The sequence below is a fragment of the Leptospira hartskeerlii genome, assembly GCF_002811475.1.
GTDB lineage: Bacteria > Spirochaetota > Leptospiria > Leptospirales > Leptospiraceae > Leptospira_B > Leptospira_B hartskeerlii.
Genome location: NZ_NPDL01000002.1, coordinates 479413 through 495372 on the forward strand (window position 1 = coordinate 479413; position 15960 = coordinate 495372).

A 15960-nucleotide genomic window follows, 5' to 3' on the forward strand; every position below is an offset into this window, starting at 1 on the left:
TTGCGGATAAAAGCTATTTACATGAATACTGGAGAATGAGGTTTGCTTCATCTATGAATTTTTCTTTTAGAATTTTCCCTTTTTTATTCTTGTTCGTAATGCTTTTCGCAACATGCAAGAAAGAGGAGCCTAAAAGGGAAGATGGATTGAAGCAGGAAGATTCATTTGAGAGTCTAGAAGACCTTACTAATCAAGAAGTAAAGGACTTTGTGGGTACATACAATGTTCATGGATTCGATGATGATTTTATTAAAGTCTTTGCTCCAGGCAGTGGTCTCAAATGGCATTCGATATATCAGTGCGGGAAAATGGAATCGAATGGTAAAATATTTCGGATTCGAATAACAAATAATGATAAAGACTTGGTTTTTGATGTAAAGAGAAAGGACCAATACACATTTGTCTTTAAAATTAATGGGAAGACCCTTGATGTAAAACACTACGGGCCTGGAAGTTTGGATAAGATTATCTGGACCGATCTCTCGGGTCGTGAGTGGAAGTCGAGTGCGGGTAGAATTAAGGATGATGTTGATTATTACGAAGAGTGTATAGAAAATTATTTGGGCGTGTGGAAAAGCGGTGGTTAAGTTACTTTCTATTAGAGATCAATTTACAAAAATATGAAACACGTAGATAAGATTTTCTTTGGTTTTAATACAATTCTCTTCCTAATTTTGAGCTATTTTGGTTATTTTATCTATCGTAACTTCGATCACCCAGATAAAATAGAATATAGCCGAAAGGATGTTAGCAAAGGGCTTGAATTCCTTTTATTCAAAAGAGCAAAGAACTTTTTCGGTGGCTATAAATACTACTTTGGTGCTCGTCCCCTTAATGATGAATCTCCTTTTATAATGAAATATTTTCCTGTGCTTGATACGGATAAGGATTATTTTGATAGCATTCAGTCACTGGAGCCTTGTGGCAACGATACGTATGTGATTATAACGCAAAAAGGTCCACGAGAGGATTACAAAAAGTTTAATATATTTGATAAAGAATCCCAATTGATAAATGAAGAGTTGTTAGAGGACTGTAAACGCGAGAAGTTAAGATAGATGCATCTGAAAATGAATGCGAAGTGTAAGACTTTTGAAGTTTAAGCTCTTTATTAAGTTGTCTTTAATATCAAAAAAAACAAGAAAACCCGCTCTTGAAGCGGGTTTTCTTGTTAAATAAGCTCACATTGGTTATTCGAATTTGGAAAAAATTCCTTTAATTATGGAAAGGCTGCGAAAAAGTTATTTTCACAAGATAAAATATAAAGAAATAATTATAAAGAAAAACGGAATATTCCATTGAATGATTGCGCTTGATATGTGGCAAAACGCTCCTTCTCTGAGAAAAGAAGAGATTTGGCAAGAGATTATTTAAGAACAGATTCTTCAAAAGCTCAAAGATGAAGGAGTGCAGGCCTTCAAAGTTTGGATAGACAAGACCAATGCAAATTGGGACCTTAGTGGCCAACATTATTTCTTAGTTGTTTGGGATGAATCTAAGGGAATTTATAAAATGATGGACCATAATAATAATGGCAAATATCATAATAAGCCTTTAGAAGCGGAGTTCTTTAAAGAATTTCGTAAGATCACTTATTTTAAACCAAAAGGAACAAGGTGATAAATATGAAAAAAATTGTATATGGTTTCTTCTTATTAGTTTTTCTTAATTCTTGTAAAGATTGTGCCTCAGGTAAAGAGGATCTCGTGATTTCTTTCACTGAAGAAGGAATTTATAGTATACGTCCTGAAAAAGCCATATTTGGTAGTTTGACTGCTGGAGAGGATTCAATTAATTACGGTGGAGTTTGCTTGGAAATTCAGAACCCAGATGTGTTAATCATTCGGTTTGTTGCACCTGAGAAAACAAAAGACATCTCTATGAGATGGTCTAAACTCGCTGAAGGGAAATATAGAATTAACTATAAAGATAAAGTCGCGTATTTTTATAGTCATAGGATTGATCGGGATCCGAAGGATCCGGATTTAGCATTTATGTTGAGCTTGAAGGACAGTAAGCCAGTCCCAAAAGATACGGAGGACTATGTACTTATGACAAGAATATTTAATTATCCTACTTTAGATTATTGTGCTGAATCTGAACAAAGAGAGCTAAACACCCCTCCCGATCCAGGCCCTGAAAATAACTGGGGCAAAGATAAATAGGAAACGCAAAGTATTCTTTTTCATAGGGAATCTGTCTTTAGTTTCGTTCTTTTTTAAAATACTTTAAAAAGAGAATATAACTCCGAGATGCGAGAAAACCCCGGAAGGTAGGCGCATTCTTTCAATGGGAAACAACGTCGATAAGAGCAATAATCTGTAGGAATCGGGAATACGCCTACATGCTCACAATGAAAACTGACCTAAAAGAAATTCAATATCTTTGATATAGAATCAAAATAGATGGACGAAAAATTGCTTAATGTATACAAGAGGCAAGGAGATTAGGAATTGAAACTGAGAGCAAAGTTACTGTGCATCGTTTGTCTTATTTTATTATGTGTTCCTGCATCTAGTAAAGAAGAGGATTCATTTAATATTCTGCGTTTTGATACAACGGAAGAGTATGTAGATTTCTATTATGCACTTGAGTCTCTTCTTCGTCAGGTTTATCCAAAAGTTACATTGGCCTGGATGCAAAGAAATACTTCGCAGTATGAATCGGATCTGGAAAATATTATTCAACTTGCAAATTCTGATTTTGCGGAAGGAAAGAAAGTGTCTCCCGTAAAAACTACCTCGACTGGTGACTTAGGTGTTGCTGTGGTGCCTGTGATATCTCGCGGAGTGCTTTTGATGGCAAAGAGAAAGACAGTAAAGCCCACTGAGGCTGCCTGGGTCGTCGTGATCGGTTACTTAAACCAGGGAAAGGTTTTGATTGTAAATGATTCAAAGCTTGGCGCTTCACTTGAGATACCTGGATCCGATATAAATGTTATTTACCATCTGTTTGTGCAAGACAGTAAGTCTTCAGCGAAATCGGTGAAATAATACAAAATCTCTACTGTAATAGAATCCAATCAGAGTAAATTAATAGATGAAAAAAATATTAGTGTTCTTTTTTAGTATCTTGATTGCAGCATCGAACTGCCAGTCTTTCGGCCAATCAAAGTCACGAGAATTGACTGAAAGCTTTAAAGAAGTATTGCGAAACTCCGGGGTTTTGATCCGGCAAATAGTACCTCCGAACTTTACACCCGTGACTATAGATCCGAACGTTCTTTTTCGATACAATTATGCAATCAAATCGAATGTGGATGGGGTCGAGATCCGATATCGGGTGGAATCAATTCCGGAATATTTGAAGGAGTTCGAAGATTTCAAAAAGAAGAATCCAAAGGCAATACTCGTCTCTCCCAAAAAGGAGGATTATTTACAGGAATTCGTAGTCAATCTTCAAAACTTGGCAGGTAGTCCGGAGAATATCTATTCATCGAGACCATTCCCTTCAAAAGCAGTTAAGGACGAGTTTGGAGCGGATTGGGGCAGCAATTCGTTTTTAGATCTAAATCCTGGATATGAAGAGCCTTATAAGCATTGTCTATTAGTGGCATTGCATAAGGACGGCGTTGCGAATGTTTATATCATGTATTTATCTAACGACAAAGAAAAGTTATTAAAATTCGTTAAGGGAACCTATTTGTTTTATAACATAAGATTTCAATGAACAATAATTTTCATAGTTTTAAGAATCATAAAAAACCCGCTTACGTTCAGTGGGCGGGTGTCAGTAATAGAATACCAGTTGTTGAGTAACCATTATATTAGAGTCCTTGGTCAATGATTGCTGTAAGATACTAATGCAGAACAGATTGTTGATATATGTCAACATCCCAAGCCTCTAGCTACCATAAGAAATATGAATGACAAAAACCGATTTTATCCATACATACGTTAAACTCATTTTTCAAGTTATTCTCCTTTGATGGAGAAATTCCTGAGGAAAAATGGATGAAAATCCGTCCGTTGACCTAACAGAGCGAAAATTTCCTCGTATTGTAAATGAATTTCAGGTCGGAATTGGCGGTAATGGATCAAGAAACGAATCGTCATTGGATGAACGTTATTGTCGCGTTCTTTCTTGCTTCTCTTCCTATTCTGATCATCCAAATTCTACACCCTTACATTTATTTCGAATCTGAGATCCCTCCTTATCTTGTTTTTCATAATATAGCCGAGTCATTTAGCATTATTGTATCTATGTCTATTTTCGGAGTAGGCTGGTTTACTTACGCGCAAAGTAAGGATAAACATACTCTATTTTTAGGGACCGCTTGTTTGGGGATCGCCTTGATGGACATGATGCACATGCTCGGATACACCGGCATGCCGGATTTATTTACTCCGAATTCTCCCAATAAATCCACTCAGTTTTGGATCATTGTTCGTTTCTTTGCTGCGATTTCGTTTTTGACGAGTGCGTTTATTCCAAATGAGAACGGGTCATTTAAGCAGAGAAGTTGGTTGCTTCTTGGATCGATTTCCGTTTCTGCATTTGCGTTTGTTTCAGTTACTTATTATCCGGATCTTCTTCCTGTCACCTTTTCTACCGAGATCGGTTTAACAAATTTTAAAAAGGTTTCGGAGTTTGTTATAATCTTTGTGCTGATACTTGCTTTGATCGCATATTGGTTCAGAATACCCAGGTTTGGCTGGGATCATACTAAATATTATTTATATGCATTTGTATTTGGTATATCCAGCGAGCTCGTATTCGCAGTATACACTACTGTATTCGATATATATAATGTATTAGGTCATATCTACAAAATCATTTCCTTCTTCCTTATTTACAGAGGTGTTTTTATTTCCTCTATCAATAGTCCTTATCGAAATGTTTTAGAAACCAACGAGAAGTTGTCCAAGTCTTTGTCTGAAAAAGAGAATCTAATTAAGGAGGTGTATCATCGTTCCAATAACACTTTGCAAGTAATTGGCAGTCTGATCTTTCTGCAAGCGGAGGCATATCCGGATAGTCCGGAAATTAAGACAATAGTAAATAGGATCCAGGACCGTATACAGGCTATCTCTCTTGTTCATAGATTACTATTTTCCGGGCAGGATCTTTCTTCCGTGCCGATCAAGCAGTATATCTCCGAGTTATCAAATTATGCTTTGCAAACCAACGGTAATAGTTCCTGCAAGCTGAACCTTAATTTGGAAATAGAGGATCGAAAACTACTTTTTGATGCCGTAATTCCTATAGGCTTGATCCTTTCCGAACTTTTGAATAATTCGATTAAATATGCTTTTCCGGAAGCTTCTTCCGGAAATATCTCGATCACTTTTTACGAAGGTCAAGATCAAAGATTTCACTTAACGTATTCTGATGATGGAGTAGGAATTGAGGAAAATTACAATTTTAAGAACAGCAGTTCTCTAGGTATACAGCTTGTGCAAGGGATTGCGGAAAGCCAATTATCCGGAAAGGTCCATTTTAAGACCGGTCCGAAATTTCAATGTGAGATCGATTTTCCGATCAATCTATATAAGAAGCGAGTGTAGTCGGAAATGAACAATCTAAACGTACTTCTTGTAGAGGATGAAGTGATAATAGCGATGGTGATCCGAAGAGAATTAAAGAAGATGGGATGTACTGTAGTAGAACTCGCCACTTCAGGAGAAGATGCGATCCGAATTGCGAAGGAAGATAGGCCTGATCTGATCTTAATGGATATTACTCTTGCTGGAGAGATAGACGGGATCACCGCAGCCTCCGAGATAAAAGAGGACGCAGACATTCCTATCGTTTTTGTCACTGGATACCAAGATAAAGCAACTAGAGAAAGAGCGGCTTCGATCAAACCATTAGGATATTTTGTTAAACCTTTACAGATGGACCAATTGAAGAATCTGATAGATTCTCATTTTTGATCCGAATCGTTTAAATATTTTTTTCAATCCCAAAACTTATGCTTAATACGGAAACGGATTTGTTGAATTGGAATTGAGCCAATTGTATCTCTTTTGCAGAAAAAATCGAGTGTGAGAGAGCCCAATCAGAGGACTCGCTTCCTTTCATTGATTTTGGAAATGCATATTCTACCGCTAAATGGAGAGCAGAGCCATTTGAAGTATAGTATCCCAAACCTCCGGCTAGATGATGCTCATTTGTGGTTCCGAGCATTGGATTTAATCCCTGAGGAGTCATTGGAGTTTTAGCATAACTGTATCCTCCTCTAAACCTAAATCCATATTTCCATTCGTATTCCGCTCCTAAAGCGAAACAATATTGATCTCTCCATCTGAAATTCATCTGCATTACGTTTGATTCGAGACCGATTGGAGTAGTTACTAATGGCTGGTCCAAGACAAAACGATTTGTTCTAAAACTCCGGGACCAAGGAATAAACTTAATATCAAAATCGAAGATCCAAGAATTTGTTCTGTAAGAGATCCCGAAAATATGTCTATCCGGCCAAACCATATATCTAGATACACGGGATCCATTTTTGATGATCGGATCTTCTCCTTCTACTTTTATCTGCCCGTCCATATGTAAAACATTTCGTAGAGTGTATGAGTAAGCGATTCTGACATTCGAGGAAAGATCATAAGAAAATCCTAATTTTCCTCCGTAGGAATAAGCTGGATCGCTATTATATGCAATGCTTCCGGGAAGTTCGATTGTTCGACTCAGATCCAAGTTTGTCTTCTTCATTTCCATAAATGCATAAGCAAGATCAAGGCCTAAACCTACGGATAGATTTCCGAATCTGTATCCGGCACCTATGGTCAGTTTTGTAAGCATAAATTTGAATTTAAGATCTTCCTGTATTTTTCTTTCCGTGCCGAAGGGAACATCGCCATTTAATGTATCGTTTAGAGATTGTTTACCTGGTGAGATTCGAGTGATATTCGAAAAAGAACCACCACCTCCGCCTTGTGTATACAATGCAAATCCGATCCCGAGTCGATCCGTAACAGGCTGAATATAGCCTATATAAGGAAAGACTGCCCTTGGAGTTTCTACGATCTTATTTTGATAAGAAAGGTTTGGGTCTTGGTCCATAAAGGAATCTGAATATTCTATTCGAGCAAAATGAACTGAAGTCCCAAACTCCCATTTCGGAGTAGTGAGTCTTGCTAAGTGAGATGGATTGGATTCTAAGTCCATAACGGATCCGCCAATCGCTTGGAACGCACCTCCCATCCCAGCTTGTCTTGCTCCGAAAGAAGTTGGCATAATGCCTTGGAATCCATGCACTGAAGAGTAGTTTAGGGAAGAGAAGAACAATAGAATGATGAAAAGCGAGACCAAGCCTCCATTTGATCGGGGAAATTTGTTTCTTTTTATGATATTAATTCCGAGATTCATTCTCAAATTTTACTAAATGCTGTAATAATTGCATTGATCCAGGTCAATTTTTCAGAATCTGGTGAGGTAAACCATCGGTTCCGGATAGGAGGGATAACGGATTGAAAATCTGGATGCAGTATTCGTTTTTCTTCTATCTTCGGGAAAACAAATGAATTCGATCCGGAAGTCTCGGATCTCCATCTCGGGAGGTTGGATCCCATCTATAAAATCCATCCACTCCCAAGTTGGAACATTGATAAAAAGAAGTCCCCCCTCCGGGAATTCATAACGCGGCTCTTTCTTATATTCCTGCGAATTCCATTCTAAATGAATATACGCTCGTGGGCGATGTTCTTCGAAGTCCATTATCAATTCATAATTGATTCGATCGAGTGCCGGTTTCAGAGAGGGGAAGGAGATGGTTTTCATAGTTTTCGTTTTAAAAATTTCGCGGCCTTTCTTCCGATTTCTTTTCCTAATTCTACTGTTTCTTCTAATCTGGATTGTTTAGTAGTGATTAGCCCTACTGGGAGTTTAGTTTCCGGAGCGATAGTATAAATGCGGACTCCCTTCGGAGGATTAGACGCGATCTCTCTCGCTTTATTATAATTTGTATGATGTGAAAATTTCATGATTTTAGACAATTTTCTATCTAAAGGAAATGATAAAAATCTGCTAATAGAGGTGAGTGGAGGCGAAGAATGTTGTATAGGCGAATTTAATACTACCGTTATGTCCTTATATCCGGCTTGGATTAGATCTTGTAATGGTAAAGGGTTCAGGATCGCTGCATCGGAAAGATATTCTCCTTCTACCTTATATTTTCCTTTGGTTGCGATAGGCAGAGATGTTGCGGCCTTTAATAGATCGAAAAGATTTTCTTTTGTAGCTTTTCTATATTCTATGGATCTGGAGCGAAGGTTACTTACGGCTATCCTTAGTTCAGGTAATCCTTTTTTTCCTAAATTTTCGGTTAAGATCCTATATTTTTTTCGGAATAGATAATCTATTAAGTATTTCTGATCTAAGAATGGTTTTCCGAAAAGTGGATGAAAGACTGAGATCAATTTTTTACCCGCAAGTTCGTATTTCCAGATAGAAAGAGTATGATCTCCCGAAACCGGTTCAGGATCGGGAGTGGTCGCATAATAAGCTGCGCAACAAGCTCCTGACGAAACGGCCAGAACTAGATCGAAATTTTTGGCAGGCAGAATACAATTCAAAGAATGTAAAACTCCTCCCGCAAACGCCCCTTTCATTCCTCCTCCTTCTACCAAGAGTGCTCGCTTTCCTTTTTTTGCTTTAGGAAGTTCCATGATTTCTCCTTTGTCGGAAACTAAGAATTTTATCCTTCATTTCCTGTTTACAAAAGATAAGAGATCATCTTACCCAAAAAGGTTGCAAATTCAAGATGACTCCACGGTCCATAAATTCATTTCAACTCATTAAACATGATAAATGTTAATACGCACATTGATTTCAATCAATTGCGTTAAAAAGATTTTCAGTTAAAATTTTATCCTGAAAATGAAAGAGAATAAGAAAGAAAAAATATCCTTATCCACAGAAGTATTAGTGATCGGAGGAGGTCTTGCCGGGATTGTTCTCGCTTTGGATCTACTAGATTCAGGAAAGAGAGTGACTTTGGTTGATCGAGATTCTGAGGATCGATTGGGAGGCCTTGCCAGGCTTTCTTTTGGCGGCATCTTTATGGTGGATACTCCGATCCAAAGATGGAACGGAATAGAGGATAGTGTTTCTTTAGCTCTTTCTGATTGGAATTCCACTGCTGAATTTTCTAAAGAAGACCACCTTCCTAAACTTTGGGCAAAAGAATACGTTAACCGATCTTTAGAGGATATTTTCTATTATTTGAAAGGAAAGTCCGTAGGCTTCTTCCCTGTTGTACACTGGGTGGAAAGAGGATTGTTCAAACCGGGAAATAGTGTTCCTAGATTCCACATGGTTTGGGGAACGGGGGACGGTTTGATCTCCGCATTAAAGAAAAATTTATACGCTCATAAAAATTTAAATCGACTTCGTTTTCTATTCGGCACTCGAGCTACGGAACTGATCCGTTCCGGAAAGAAAGTCAAGGGTTGTATTGCTGAATCTGAAACGGATGGAAAAAGATACGAGATCTTAGCGGAACATACCGTACTCGCTAGCGGCGGAATTGCCGGTGATATGCAGAAGATCAGGAAACATTGGCCTAAGTCTCTTGGTAAACCTCCCGAGACCATTTTGAACGGTTCACATAAATATGCGATCGGAGATCTACATACTGCTTCCGCAAAGATAGGAGCGAATCTAACTCATTTGGATAAGATGTGGAATTATGCTGCGGGCGTTCATCACCCCGATCCGAAATGGGAAGGAGAAGGATTGAGTTTGGTCCCTCCTAAATCTGCTCTTTGGTTGAATTCAAAGGGAGAAAGGATCGGACCGATCCCTTTAGTTACCGGTTTTGATACACGCTATCTTGTGGAAAGGATCTGCGCTCAAGAGGAAAAGTTCTCTTGGCAAATCATGAATTGGAAGATTGCAGTAAAGGAACTTGCCGTTTCCGGTTCCGAATTCAATGACTCGATCCGTAATAAGGATTTCTTAGGATTTTTGAAGACGGTATTTTTCGGGAATGAGCCTTTCATAAAAAAGATCAGCTCTGAATGTACCGATTTTGTAGTGGCGGATTCAATTTCAGAACTCGCAGAAGGGATGAACGAATTGAATGAAGATCGTTCAATCGACGCGGATAAATTAGAAAGAACTATTTTAGAATATGATGGGATGATCGAAAGGGGAGAATCTTTCTATAATGACGATCAACTCAGGAGGATCGCGCAACTTCGTAATTATCGTGGAGACCGTGCTCGAACCTGCAAATTCCAAAAGATCCTAGATCGAAAAGCGATGCCTTTGATCGCTATACGTGAATTTATTCTTACTCGAAAATCCATGGGGGGGATCCAAACGGATCTAAGATCCAGAGTTTTAGACTCTAAAGGAAATCCTATAGAAGGCCTGTACGCGGTAGGAGAAGCAGCGGGCTTCGGTGGAGGAGGGATCCACGGAAAAGGGGCCTTAGAAGGCACCTTCTTAGGAAGTTGTGTGCTTACCTCCAGAATTGCAGCACGTTCCATTATAAAACCTTAAATAAAAAGGATTCAATATGAAGAAGACCGGAGCAGAATTAATAGTATACGCCTTGGAACAGATCGGAGTGAAATTTACTTTCGGGATACCGGGCGTTCATAATACGGAGTTGTACGACGAATTGAACATATCAAAGAGTATTACTCCGTATCTTGTTACCCATGAATGTGGTGCTGCGTTTATGGCGGACGCAATTAGTAGGACTTCCGAGTCTATCGGAACCCTGGTCATTGTTCCTGCAGCAGGCGCGACTCACGCGTTAAGTGGTATCGGAGAAGCTTACTTGGACGGGATCCCGATGCTGATCATTTCAGGTGGAGTGAGAACGGATACCGGAAAAAAATTCCAATTACATCAAATAGATCAGTCCGGCTTCCTAAAAGGGATCACGAAGAAATTCTTCCGAGTAGAGACTCATGAAGAGATCGTTCCAATCATATTCGAAGCCTTTGAAATTGCAACAGAGGATGAAGCTGGACCTGTCTTTATTGAAATTCCTGTAAACATACAATTGTTCTCGGGAACGGTGTCCTATATTCCTAAGTTCACGCCGGAAAGGAATGTTTGGAAGATCGACGAGGCGGCATTAGAAGGAGCATGTGAACTTTTAAAGAACTCTACGCATCCGGGGATTTTTGCCGGTTGGGGAGCAAGAGAAGCAACAAAGGAATTGATCGAACTCGCAGAACTTATAGGTTCTCCGGTTGCAACAACCTTGCAAGGATTAAGCGTATTCCCGGCGGATCATCCGCTTCATACCGGGATGGGATTCGGTGAGTATTCAGTTCCGGCAGGAGAAGCCGCATTCGAAAATTGTAATTGTCTATTAGCGATCGGGACAAGATTCTCCGAAATCCCGACCGGAAGTTTTAGTATGAAGGTGCCTGAAAATCTGATCCATATAGACGTAAATCCTGACGTATTTTCAAAAAACTATCCGGCCAAATTCGAGTTAGAAGGGGACGCCAAACATATATTAGGCGCCATACTTGAAAAATTGAAGAAGGATGGAATTCAGAAAAAAGGATCCGAGAGAGTAAGGGAACTGATCCTGAAGAAAAAAAGAGAATACACGGAAGAATGGGAAAAACATTCCATTCCGGATAAAGTCAATCCTTCCGTTTTCTTTCGAGAGTTGCGTAAACAAATGAAGGAAGAAGATATCCTGGTAGTAGACGACGGGAATCATACTTTCCTAGCTGCAGAACTATTCCCATCGATCCGTTCTAAGACATTCATCTCTCCCAGCGATTTTAATTCTATGGGATATTGTGTGCCTGCATCTATAGGAGCTAAGATTGCGAGCCCGGATCGGAATGTAGTTGGGATCGTAGGTGACGGCGCCTTTCTAATGACAGGACTTGAGTTACTCACCGCGACTACAAATTCTGTAGGAGTAGTCATTTGTGTATTTTATGATGGGGAGTTGAGCCAGATCTCCCAAGGACAACAGATACCATATTCTCGCAAAACATGCACTATTCTGGGAGAATTACAATTAGAAGGTATAGCCAAAGGAACAGGTGCCGCTTATCTTTCCCTTGAGTCTAACGAAAATATAGAGTCCGTGCTACAACAAGCATTTCGAATTTCTTCGGAAGGTAGACCTGTCATTGTGGATATAAAGATAGATTATTCTAAAAGGACTAGATTTACTAAGGGAGTGGTCCAGGCAAATCTAGGTAGATTTCCTTTAGGAGAAAAATTCAGATTTATCGGTCGTGCTCTTTGGAGAAAATTGACAGGCTGAGTTCCTCTTCATGTATTTTATAGCCCTATTATTCCATTTTTTTGCTGCCGCCTTTTGGGTAGGTGGAATGCTTTTCTTCGTGCTGATCTTTCGTCCGGTATATAAGGATAAGGAACTTTCAGATGTTAAAACTCTGTTATTGCTTAAGATTGCACTGCAATTTAGAAAAGTATCATATTATGTGTTCATAATATTGATGGGTTCTGGGATCAGTATCGCGTATTTAAAAGGATATTTCGAGGTGTATTCTCAGATTTCTTACTGGGTTTCTTCTCACGGGGTAGTCTTTCTAATTAAAATGATCTTGTTCCTTTTTTTACTTCTTAGTTCTGTTCTTCATGATTTTTTGATCGGCCCGAATGCGTTTAAGGACATGCAAAATGGGATTAGATCGGATAGTCGGAGTCGGAAATATGCGGCCATTTTTGGAAGGATCAATCTTCTGATCTCTTTATTGATCGCAGTTCTGGGGCTTGCGTATTCTAGGGGTTTTACTTTTTAACGGACCTTCTGCCCAAATAAATATTAGAAAAATTTTCTTAATTCTTCTTTTTGTAAAACCTCTATCAGACCTCTTTCGGGGTTGATAATGCCTTGGTCCTTGAGTTGTTTTAGTGCTCTAGAGAAGGTTTCAGGCCGTAGTGCGAGCATAGAAGCGATCTGAGAATGCGCAAGTGTTGCTTGGCTTTCCGGAAGATAATACAGGAAGTGAGCGACCCTTTGCAGAGAATCCATAGTCATTCCACGATTGATGGAAAGATTTAATGCTTGGATCTTACTGAACAAGGATTGGATCAAAAGATGATTTAAGCGAATATCCGTTTTTATCCTTTCTCGCAACTCTTTAAAGGGAAGAGAAAGTACAGCCCCATCAGTAACGAATCTACCTGAGGCAGGAAATGGGATCCCGTTGATGAGCGCAAGTTCTGCGATCATGGAAACAGGCTGAAAAAAGTTTAAAGTGACTTCATTTGAGCTGGAATCATATTTGAATATTTGTAATTTACCTTCCGTAAGAAGATGCAAACAATCCGTCTCGTCGCCTTGATGAAACAGGAATTCGTCTTTTTTAAGAGTCCGCTTCCTTCCTTCGGAAAAGATGGATAACATCTCCTCCTTAGATATTTCATCGAATATCATCAATCCCATATCTTACTCATTATCATTCGATTCTCTTATATTAGTTTTGACGATCTGAAAAAGGTCAAATCGGTTGTTCGACCTCATGACAATTATCATCCGTAGGTTTTTAGATAGATTGACCGTGATCAAGGAGCTTCTTTCCCGAACGTAGTTAGATGAATGAAAGTTCGGCCACTGGGACTAATCACAGAAATCTAAAGAGCCGGACGCTCGGGTGTTTATGAAGATAATTAAGAATATCATAAAATTCGGTAAGATCACTCCGGTAATCTTAGGTTTAATCGCTTTCTCCTATTGCGGGAAAGAAAAACCTGCAGAGGCCGAGAGTTCTGTCGGTAGTAAGGGGATCGGGCCGGTCACTTCCGTTACGTTAGGCACATTAGATGAAGGGATGGCCCAAAAAGGGAAACAAAACTTCGAAACAAAATGTAGCGCCTGTCATAAATTCGAAGAGAAGGTCGTAGGACCTGCATTAAAGGGAGTAACTGAGAGAAGAACTCCGGAGTGGATCATGAATATGATCTTGAATCCTATGGAAATGACACAGAAGGATCCGATCGCTCAAGAACTTCTCGCAGAACATCTGACTCAGATGACGTTCCAAAACGTAAAAGAATCTGAAGCCAGAGAGATCCTGGAATATCTTAGAAAAATGGATAAGAAATAAGGGAGGAAGAAAATGAGAAAACACGAATTCAGGAATCTTGTACCTATCGGACTGATGATCCTCATCGGTCTAGGATACGGATGTAAGGGCGGGGCTGCAACTGCTGCGCTCGCTTCGGACGCGGCAAAACGTGTATATGTGGCGCCGGGAGAGAAGGATGAAGTCTATGCCTTCCTTTCCGGAGGATTTAGCGGGCAGATGTCGGTCTATGGAATTCCTTCTACCCGTTTATTCAAGATCATTCCAGTCTTCTCGGTCTTTCCAGAGAACGGTTATGGATATGATGAAGAAACTAAGAATATGCTTAGAACCACTCATGGATATATTCCTTGGGACGATAGTCACCATATAGAAGCATCCATGACGGACGGAAAGCAGGATGGTCGTTGGTTGTTCTTGAATGCAAACAACACACCTAGACTTGCTCGGATCGATTTGAAGTCTTTTGAGACTAAAGAGATCATCGAGATCCCGAACAGTGCGGGTAACCATGCTTCTCCATTCGCTACTGAAAATACCGAGTATCTGATGGCGGCGACTCGTTTCTCCGTTCCGATCCCTCAGGCAAGTGTTCCAATAGAAAATTTTTCTAAAGGAGATTTTAAAGGAACAGTCACCATGGTGAAGGTAGATCCTAAATCAGGAAGACTTTCTCTTGAACTTCAAATACTTGTACCAGGTTTCGATTACGATCTATCACATTGTGGAAAAGGAAAATCGCACGACTGGTGCTTCTTCACTTCTTATAACTCTGAACAAGCATATAAGATGATAGAGGTAGGAGCTTCCAAGAATGATAAAGATTATATCTTAGCATTCAACTGGGTTCGCGCTAAACAATGTTTGGACCAAGGAAAAGCGTCTAACTTCGGCGGAGAATATTATAGAAATTATCTACCGGAGAACCAACCAGCCATTTCCGAAAAGTTAAGTGGAGTGAAAATGCTTCAACCTAAGGACTGTCCGGGAGTTATGTATTACATGCCAACTCCTAAGAGTCCTCACGGAACAGACGTGGATCCTACGGGAGAATATATCGTAGGAGGAGGAAAACTTGCTACAGTTATTCCGGTTCACTCTTTCTCTAAACTTATGGATGTGAAGGATAAACCTGAACATAGATCAGGAATGATCATGGATATCCCGATCTTAAAATACGAGTCCACTCTTGCTGGAGAAGTAAAGAAGCCTTGTTTAGGTCCTTTACACACCGAGTTTGATGGAAAGGGATATGCTTATACTTCCTGTTTCGTAAGTTCGGAAGTTGTAAAATGGGAATTGGGAACCTGGGAAGTGCAGCAACATCTACCTGCTTACTATAGTGTTGGTCACCTTTCTATCGTAGGAGGAAGTTCCAAAGATCCATACGGAAAATATCTGATCGCATTGAATAAGATCACTAAGGATAGATATCTTCCAGTAGGTATGGAGTTACCTCAGAGTGCTCAGCTCTACGATATTTCCGGAGGTAAAGCGGAACTACTTTCCGATTTCCCTACGGTGGGAGAACCTCACTATTCTCAAATGATCCCTGCAAAACTTCTCATGGATAAGGCAGCAAAAATTTATCCGTTAGAAGAAAATAAACATCCTTATGCGATCAAGAATGAGAAGGATGCGAGAGTTGTTCGGGAAGGAAATACCGTTCGTGTATATATGACACAGATACGTTCTCACTTTAAACCGGACACAATCGAAGTAAAAAGTGGAGACACAGTATTCTTCCATGTGACTAACTTGGAACAAGACTTTGATATTCCACACGGTTTTGCAGTGAGTGGGGCGCCTGAAATGCCTAACCTTCTGATCATGCCGGGACAGACCAGGACTTTCAAATGGAAAGCACCTAAGCCTGGAATATATCCGTTCTACTGCACGGATTTCTGTTCGGCTCTACACCAAGAAATGCAGCAGTACATAAGGGTGCTTCCTTAAACGAGGG

Annotated in this window: 17 protein-coding genes; 13 read left to right on the forward strand and 4 right to left on the reverse strand. The window is 39.6% G+C overall.

Annotation, left to right across the window (positions count from 1 at the left end):
* Positions 1–35: 35 nt before the first annotated feature.
* The 8 genes from CH352_RS05140 to CH352_RS05175 all read left to right on the forward strand — a co-directional run bounded on the left by CH352_RS05140 (position 36) and on the right by CH352_RS05175 (position 5876).
* Positions 36–587: a hypothetical protein gene (locus CH352_RS05140; RefSeq protein ID WP_125169464.1), complete on the forward strand. Its 552-nt coding sequence runs from the start codon at positions 36–38 to the stop codon at positions 585–587.
* Between the two features lie 33 nt (positions 588–620).
* Positions 621–1058 carry a hypothetical protein gene (locus CH352_RS05145; RefSeq protein WP_100705364.1) on the forward strand — a complete coding sequence of 146 codons (438 nt, stop codon included), beginning with the start codon at positions 621–623 and terminating at the stop codon, positions 1056–1058.
* 349 nt (positions 1059–1407) lie between these two features.
* Positions 1408–1620, forward strand: a complete 213-nt coding sequence (locus CH352_RS05150) for a hypothetical protein (protein ID WP_100705363.1) — start codon at positions 1408–1410, stop codon at positions 1618–1620.
* 5 nt (positions 1621–1625) lie between these two features.
* The gene (locus tag CH352_RS05155; protein WP_100705362.1) at positions 1626–2165 is read left to right on the forward strand and encodes a hypothetical protein; all 540 of its coding nucleotides are present in this window, start codon (positions 1626–1628) and stop codon (positions 2163–2165) included.
* Positions 2166–2453: 288 nt separating this feature from the next.
* Positions 2454–2993, forward strand: a complete 540-nt coding sequence (locus CH352_RS05160) for a hypothetical protein (protein ID WP_243396210.1) — start codon at positions 2454–2456, stop codon at positions 2991–2993.
* Positions 2994–3039: 46 nt separating this feature from the next.
* Positions 3040–3669, forward strand: a complete 630-nt coding sequence (locus CH352_RS05165) for a hypothetical protein (RefSeq protein ID WP_100705361.1) — start codon at positions 3040–3042, stop codon at positions 3667–3669.
* Positions 3670–4031: 362 nt separating this feature from the next.
* Positions 4032–5507 (forward strand): MASE3 domain-containing protein, encoded by a 1476-nt coding sequence (locus CH352_RS05170; protein WP_100705360.1) that lies wholly within the window; start codon positions 4032–4034, stop codon positions 5505–5507.
* Between the two features lie 6 nt (positions 5508–5513).
* Positions 5514–5876, forward strand: coding sequence for a response regulator (locus tag CH352_RS05175; protein WP_100705359.1), 363 nt, complete (start codon positions 5514–5516; stop codon positions 5874–5876).
* Between the two features lie 10 nt (positions 5877–5886).
* Here CH352_RS05175 and CH352_RS05180 read toward each other — a convergent pair whose 3' ends face one another.
* From CH352_RS05180 to CH352_RS05190, 3 genes are read right to left on the reverse strand one after another with little or no spacing between them, the layout of a single operon-like run.
* Positions 5887–7320, reverse strand: a complete 1434-nt coding sequence (locus CH352_RS05180) for an OmpP1/FadL family transporter (RefSeq protein ID WP_100705358.1) — start codon at positions 7318–7320, stop codon at positions 5887–5889.
* Positions 7321–7371: 51 nt separating this feature from the next.
* Positions 7372–7731, reverse strand: a complete 360-nt coding sequence (locus CH352_RS05185; RefSeq protein ID WP_100705357.1) for a hypothetical protein — start codon at positions 7729–7731, stop codon at positions 7372–7374.
* Positions 7728–8618, reverse strand: a complete 891-nt coding sequence (locus CH352_RS05190) for a patatin-like phospholipase family protein (protein WP_100705356.1) — start codon at positions 8616–8618, stop codon at positions 7728–7730. Before CH352_RS05190 ends, CH352_RS05185 begins: the two co-directional genes overlap by 4 nt.
* A 211-nt stretch (positions 8619–8829) precedes the next feature.
* Here CH352_RS05190 and CH352_RS05195 point away from each other — a divergent pair, with 211 nt between their 5' ends.
* The 3 genes from CH352_RS05195 to CH352_RS05205 are packed head-to-tail and all read left to right on the forward strand — an operon-like array spanning position 8830 to position 12710.
* The gene (locus tag CH352_RS05195; protein WP_100705355.1) at positions 8830–10458 is read left to right on the forward strand and encodes an FAD-binding dehydrogenase; all 1629 of its coding nucleotides are present in this window, start codon (positions 8830–8832) and stop codon (positions 10456–10458) included.
* Positions 10459–10474: 16 nt separating this feature from the next.
* Positions 10475–12208: a thiamine pyrophosphate-binding protein gene (locus CH352_RS05200; RefSeq protein WP_100705354.1), complete on the forward strand. Its 1734-nt coding sequence runs from the start codon at positions 10475–10477 to the stop codon at positions 12206–12208.
* A 10-nt stretch (positions 12209–12218) separates the two neighbouring features.
* Positions 12219–12710 carry a copper resistance protein CopD gene (locus CH352_RS05205; RefSeq protein ID WP_100705353.1) on the forward strand — a complete coding sequence of 164 codons (492 nt, stop codon included), beginning with the start codon at positions 12219–12221 and terminating at the stop codon, positions 12708–12710.
* A 23-nt stretch (positions 12711–12733) separates the two neighbouring features.
* On the opposite strand, the gene CH352_RS05210 is transcribed toward CH352_RS05205, so the two are convergent.
* A complete protein-coding gene (locus CH352_RS05210) occupies positions 12734–13318 on the reverse strand; it encodes a Crp/Fnr family transcriptional regulator (protein ID WP_243396209.1) in 585 nt (194 codons plus the stop codon).
* 253 nt (positions 13319–13571) lie between these two features.
* Here CH352_RS05210 and CH352_RS05215 point away from each other — a divergent pair, with 253 nt between their 5' ends.
* Together CH352_RS05215 and nosZ are read left to right on the forward strand one after the other, a co-directional pair.
* Positions 13572–14018: a c-type cytochrome gene (locus CH352_RS05215; protein WP_100705351.1), complete on the forward strand. Its 447-nt coding sequence runs from the start codon at positions 13572–13574 to the stop codon at positions 14016–14018.
* A 54-nt stretch (positions 14019–14072) separates the two neighbouring features.
* The gene (nosZ, locus tag CH352_RS05220) at positions 14073–15953 is read left to right on the forward strand and encodes a Sec-dependent nitrous-oxide reductase (RefSeq protein ID WP_243396234.1); all 1881 of its coding nucleotides are present in this window, start codon (positions 14073–14075) and stop codon (positions 15951–15953) included.
* The last annotated feature ends 7 nt before the right edge of the window (positions 15954–15960 follow it).

Excerpts from the sequence above, each read along its gene's own strand:
- CH352_RS05205 (WP_100705353.1), top strand. The coding sequence starts at position 12,219 with ATGTATTTTATAGCCCTATTATTCCATTTTTTTGCTGCCGCCTTTTGG.
- CH352_RS05140 (WP_125169464.1), top strand. The coding sequence starts at position 36 with ATGAGGTTTGCTTCATCTATGAATTTTTCTTTTAGAATTTTCCCTTTT.
- CH352_RS05175 (WP_100705359.1), top strand. The coding sequence starts at position 5,514 with ATGAACAATCTAAACGTACTTCTTGTAGAGGATGAAGTGATAATAGCG.
- nosZ (WP_243396234.1), top strand. The coding sequence starts at position 14,073 with ATGATCCTCATCGGTCTAGGATACGGATGTAAGGGCGGGGCTGCAACT.
- CH352_RS05180 (WP_100705358.1), bottom strand. The coding sequence starts at position 7,320 with ATGAATCTCGGAATTAATATCATAAAAAGAAACAAATTTCCCCGATCA.
- CH352_RS05215 (WP_100705351.1), top strand. The coding sequence starts at position 13,572 with ATGAAGATAATTAAGAATATCATAAAATTCGGTAAGATCACTCCGGTA.
- CH352_RS05145 (WP_100705364.1), top strand. The coding sequence starts at position 621 with ATGAAACACGTAGATAAGATTTTCTTTGGTTTTAATACAATTCTCTTC.
- CH352_RS05210 (WP_243396209.1), bottom strand. The coding sequence starts at position 13,318 with ATGTTATCCATCTTTTCCGAAGGAAGGAAGCGGACTCTTAAAAAAGAC.
- CH352_RS05170 (WP_100705360.1), top strand. The coding sequence starts at position 4,032 with ATGGATCAAGAAACGAATCGTCATTGGATGAACGTTATTGTCGCGTTC.
- CH352_RS05195 (WP_100705355.1), top strand. The coding sequence starts at position 8,830 with ATGAAAGAGAATAAGAAAGAAAAAATATCCTTATCCACAGAAGTATTA.
- CH352_RS05190 (WP_100705356.1), bottom strand. The coding sequence starts at position 8,618 with ATGGAACTTCCTAAAGCAAAAAAAGGAAAGCGAGCACTCTTGGTAGAA.
- CH352_RS05155 (WP_100705362.1), top strand. The coding sequence starts at position 1,626 with ATGAAAAAAATTGTATATGGTTTCTTCTTATTAGTTTTTCTTAATTCT.
- CH352_RS05200 (WP_100705354.1), top strand. The coding sequence starts at position 10,475 with ATGAAGAAGACCGGAGCAGAATTAATAGTATACGCCTTGGAACAGATC.
- CH352_RS05165 (WP_100705361.1), top strand. The coding sequence starts at position 3,040 with ATGAAAAAAATATTAGTGTTCTTTTTTAGTATCTTGATTGCAGCATCG.
- CH352_RS05185 (WP_100705357.1), bottom strand. The coding sequence starts at position 7,731 with ATGAAAACCATCTCCTTCCCCTCTCTGAAACCGGCACTCGATCGAATC.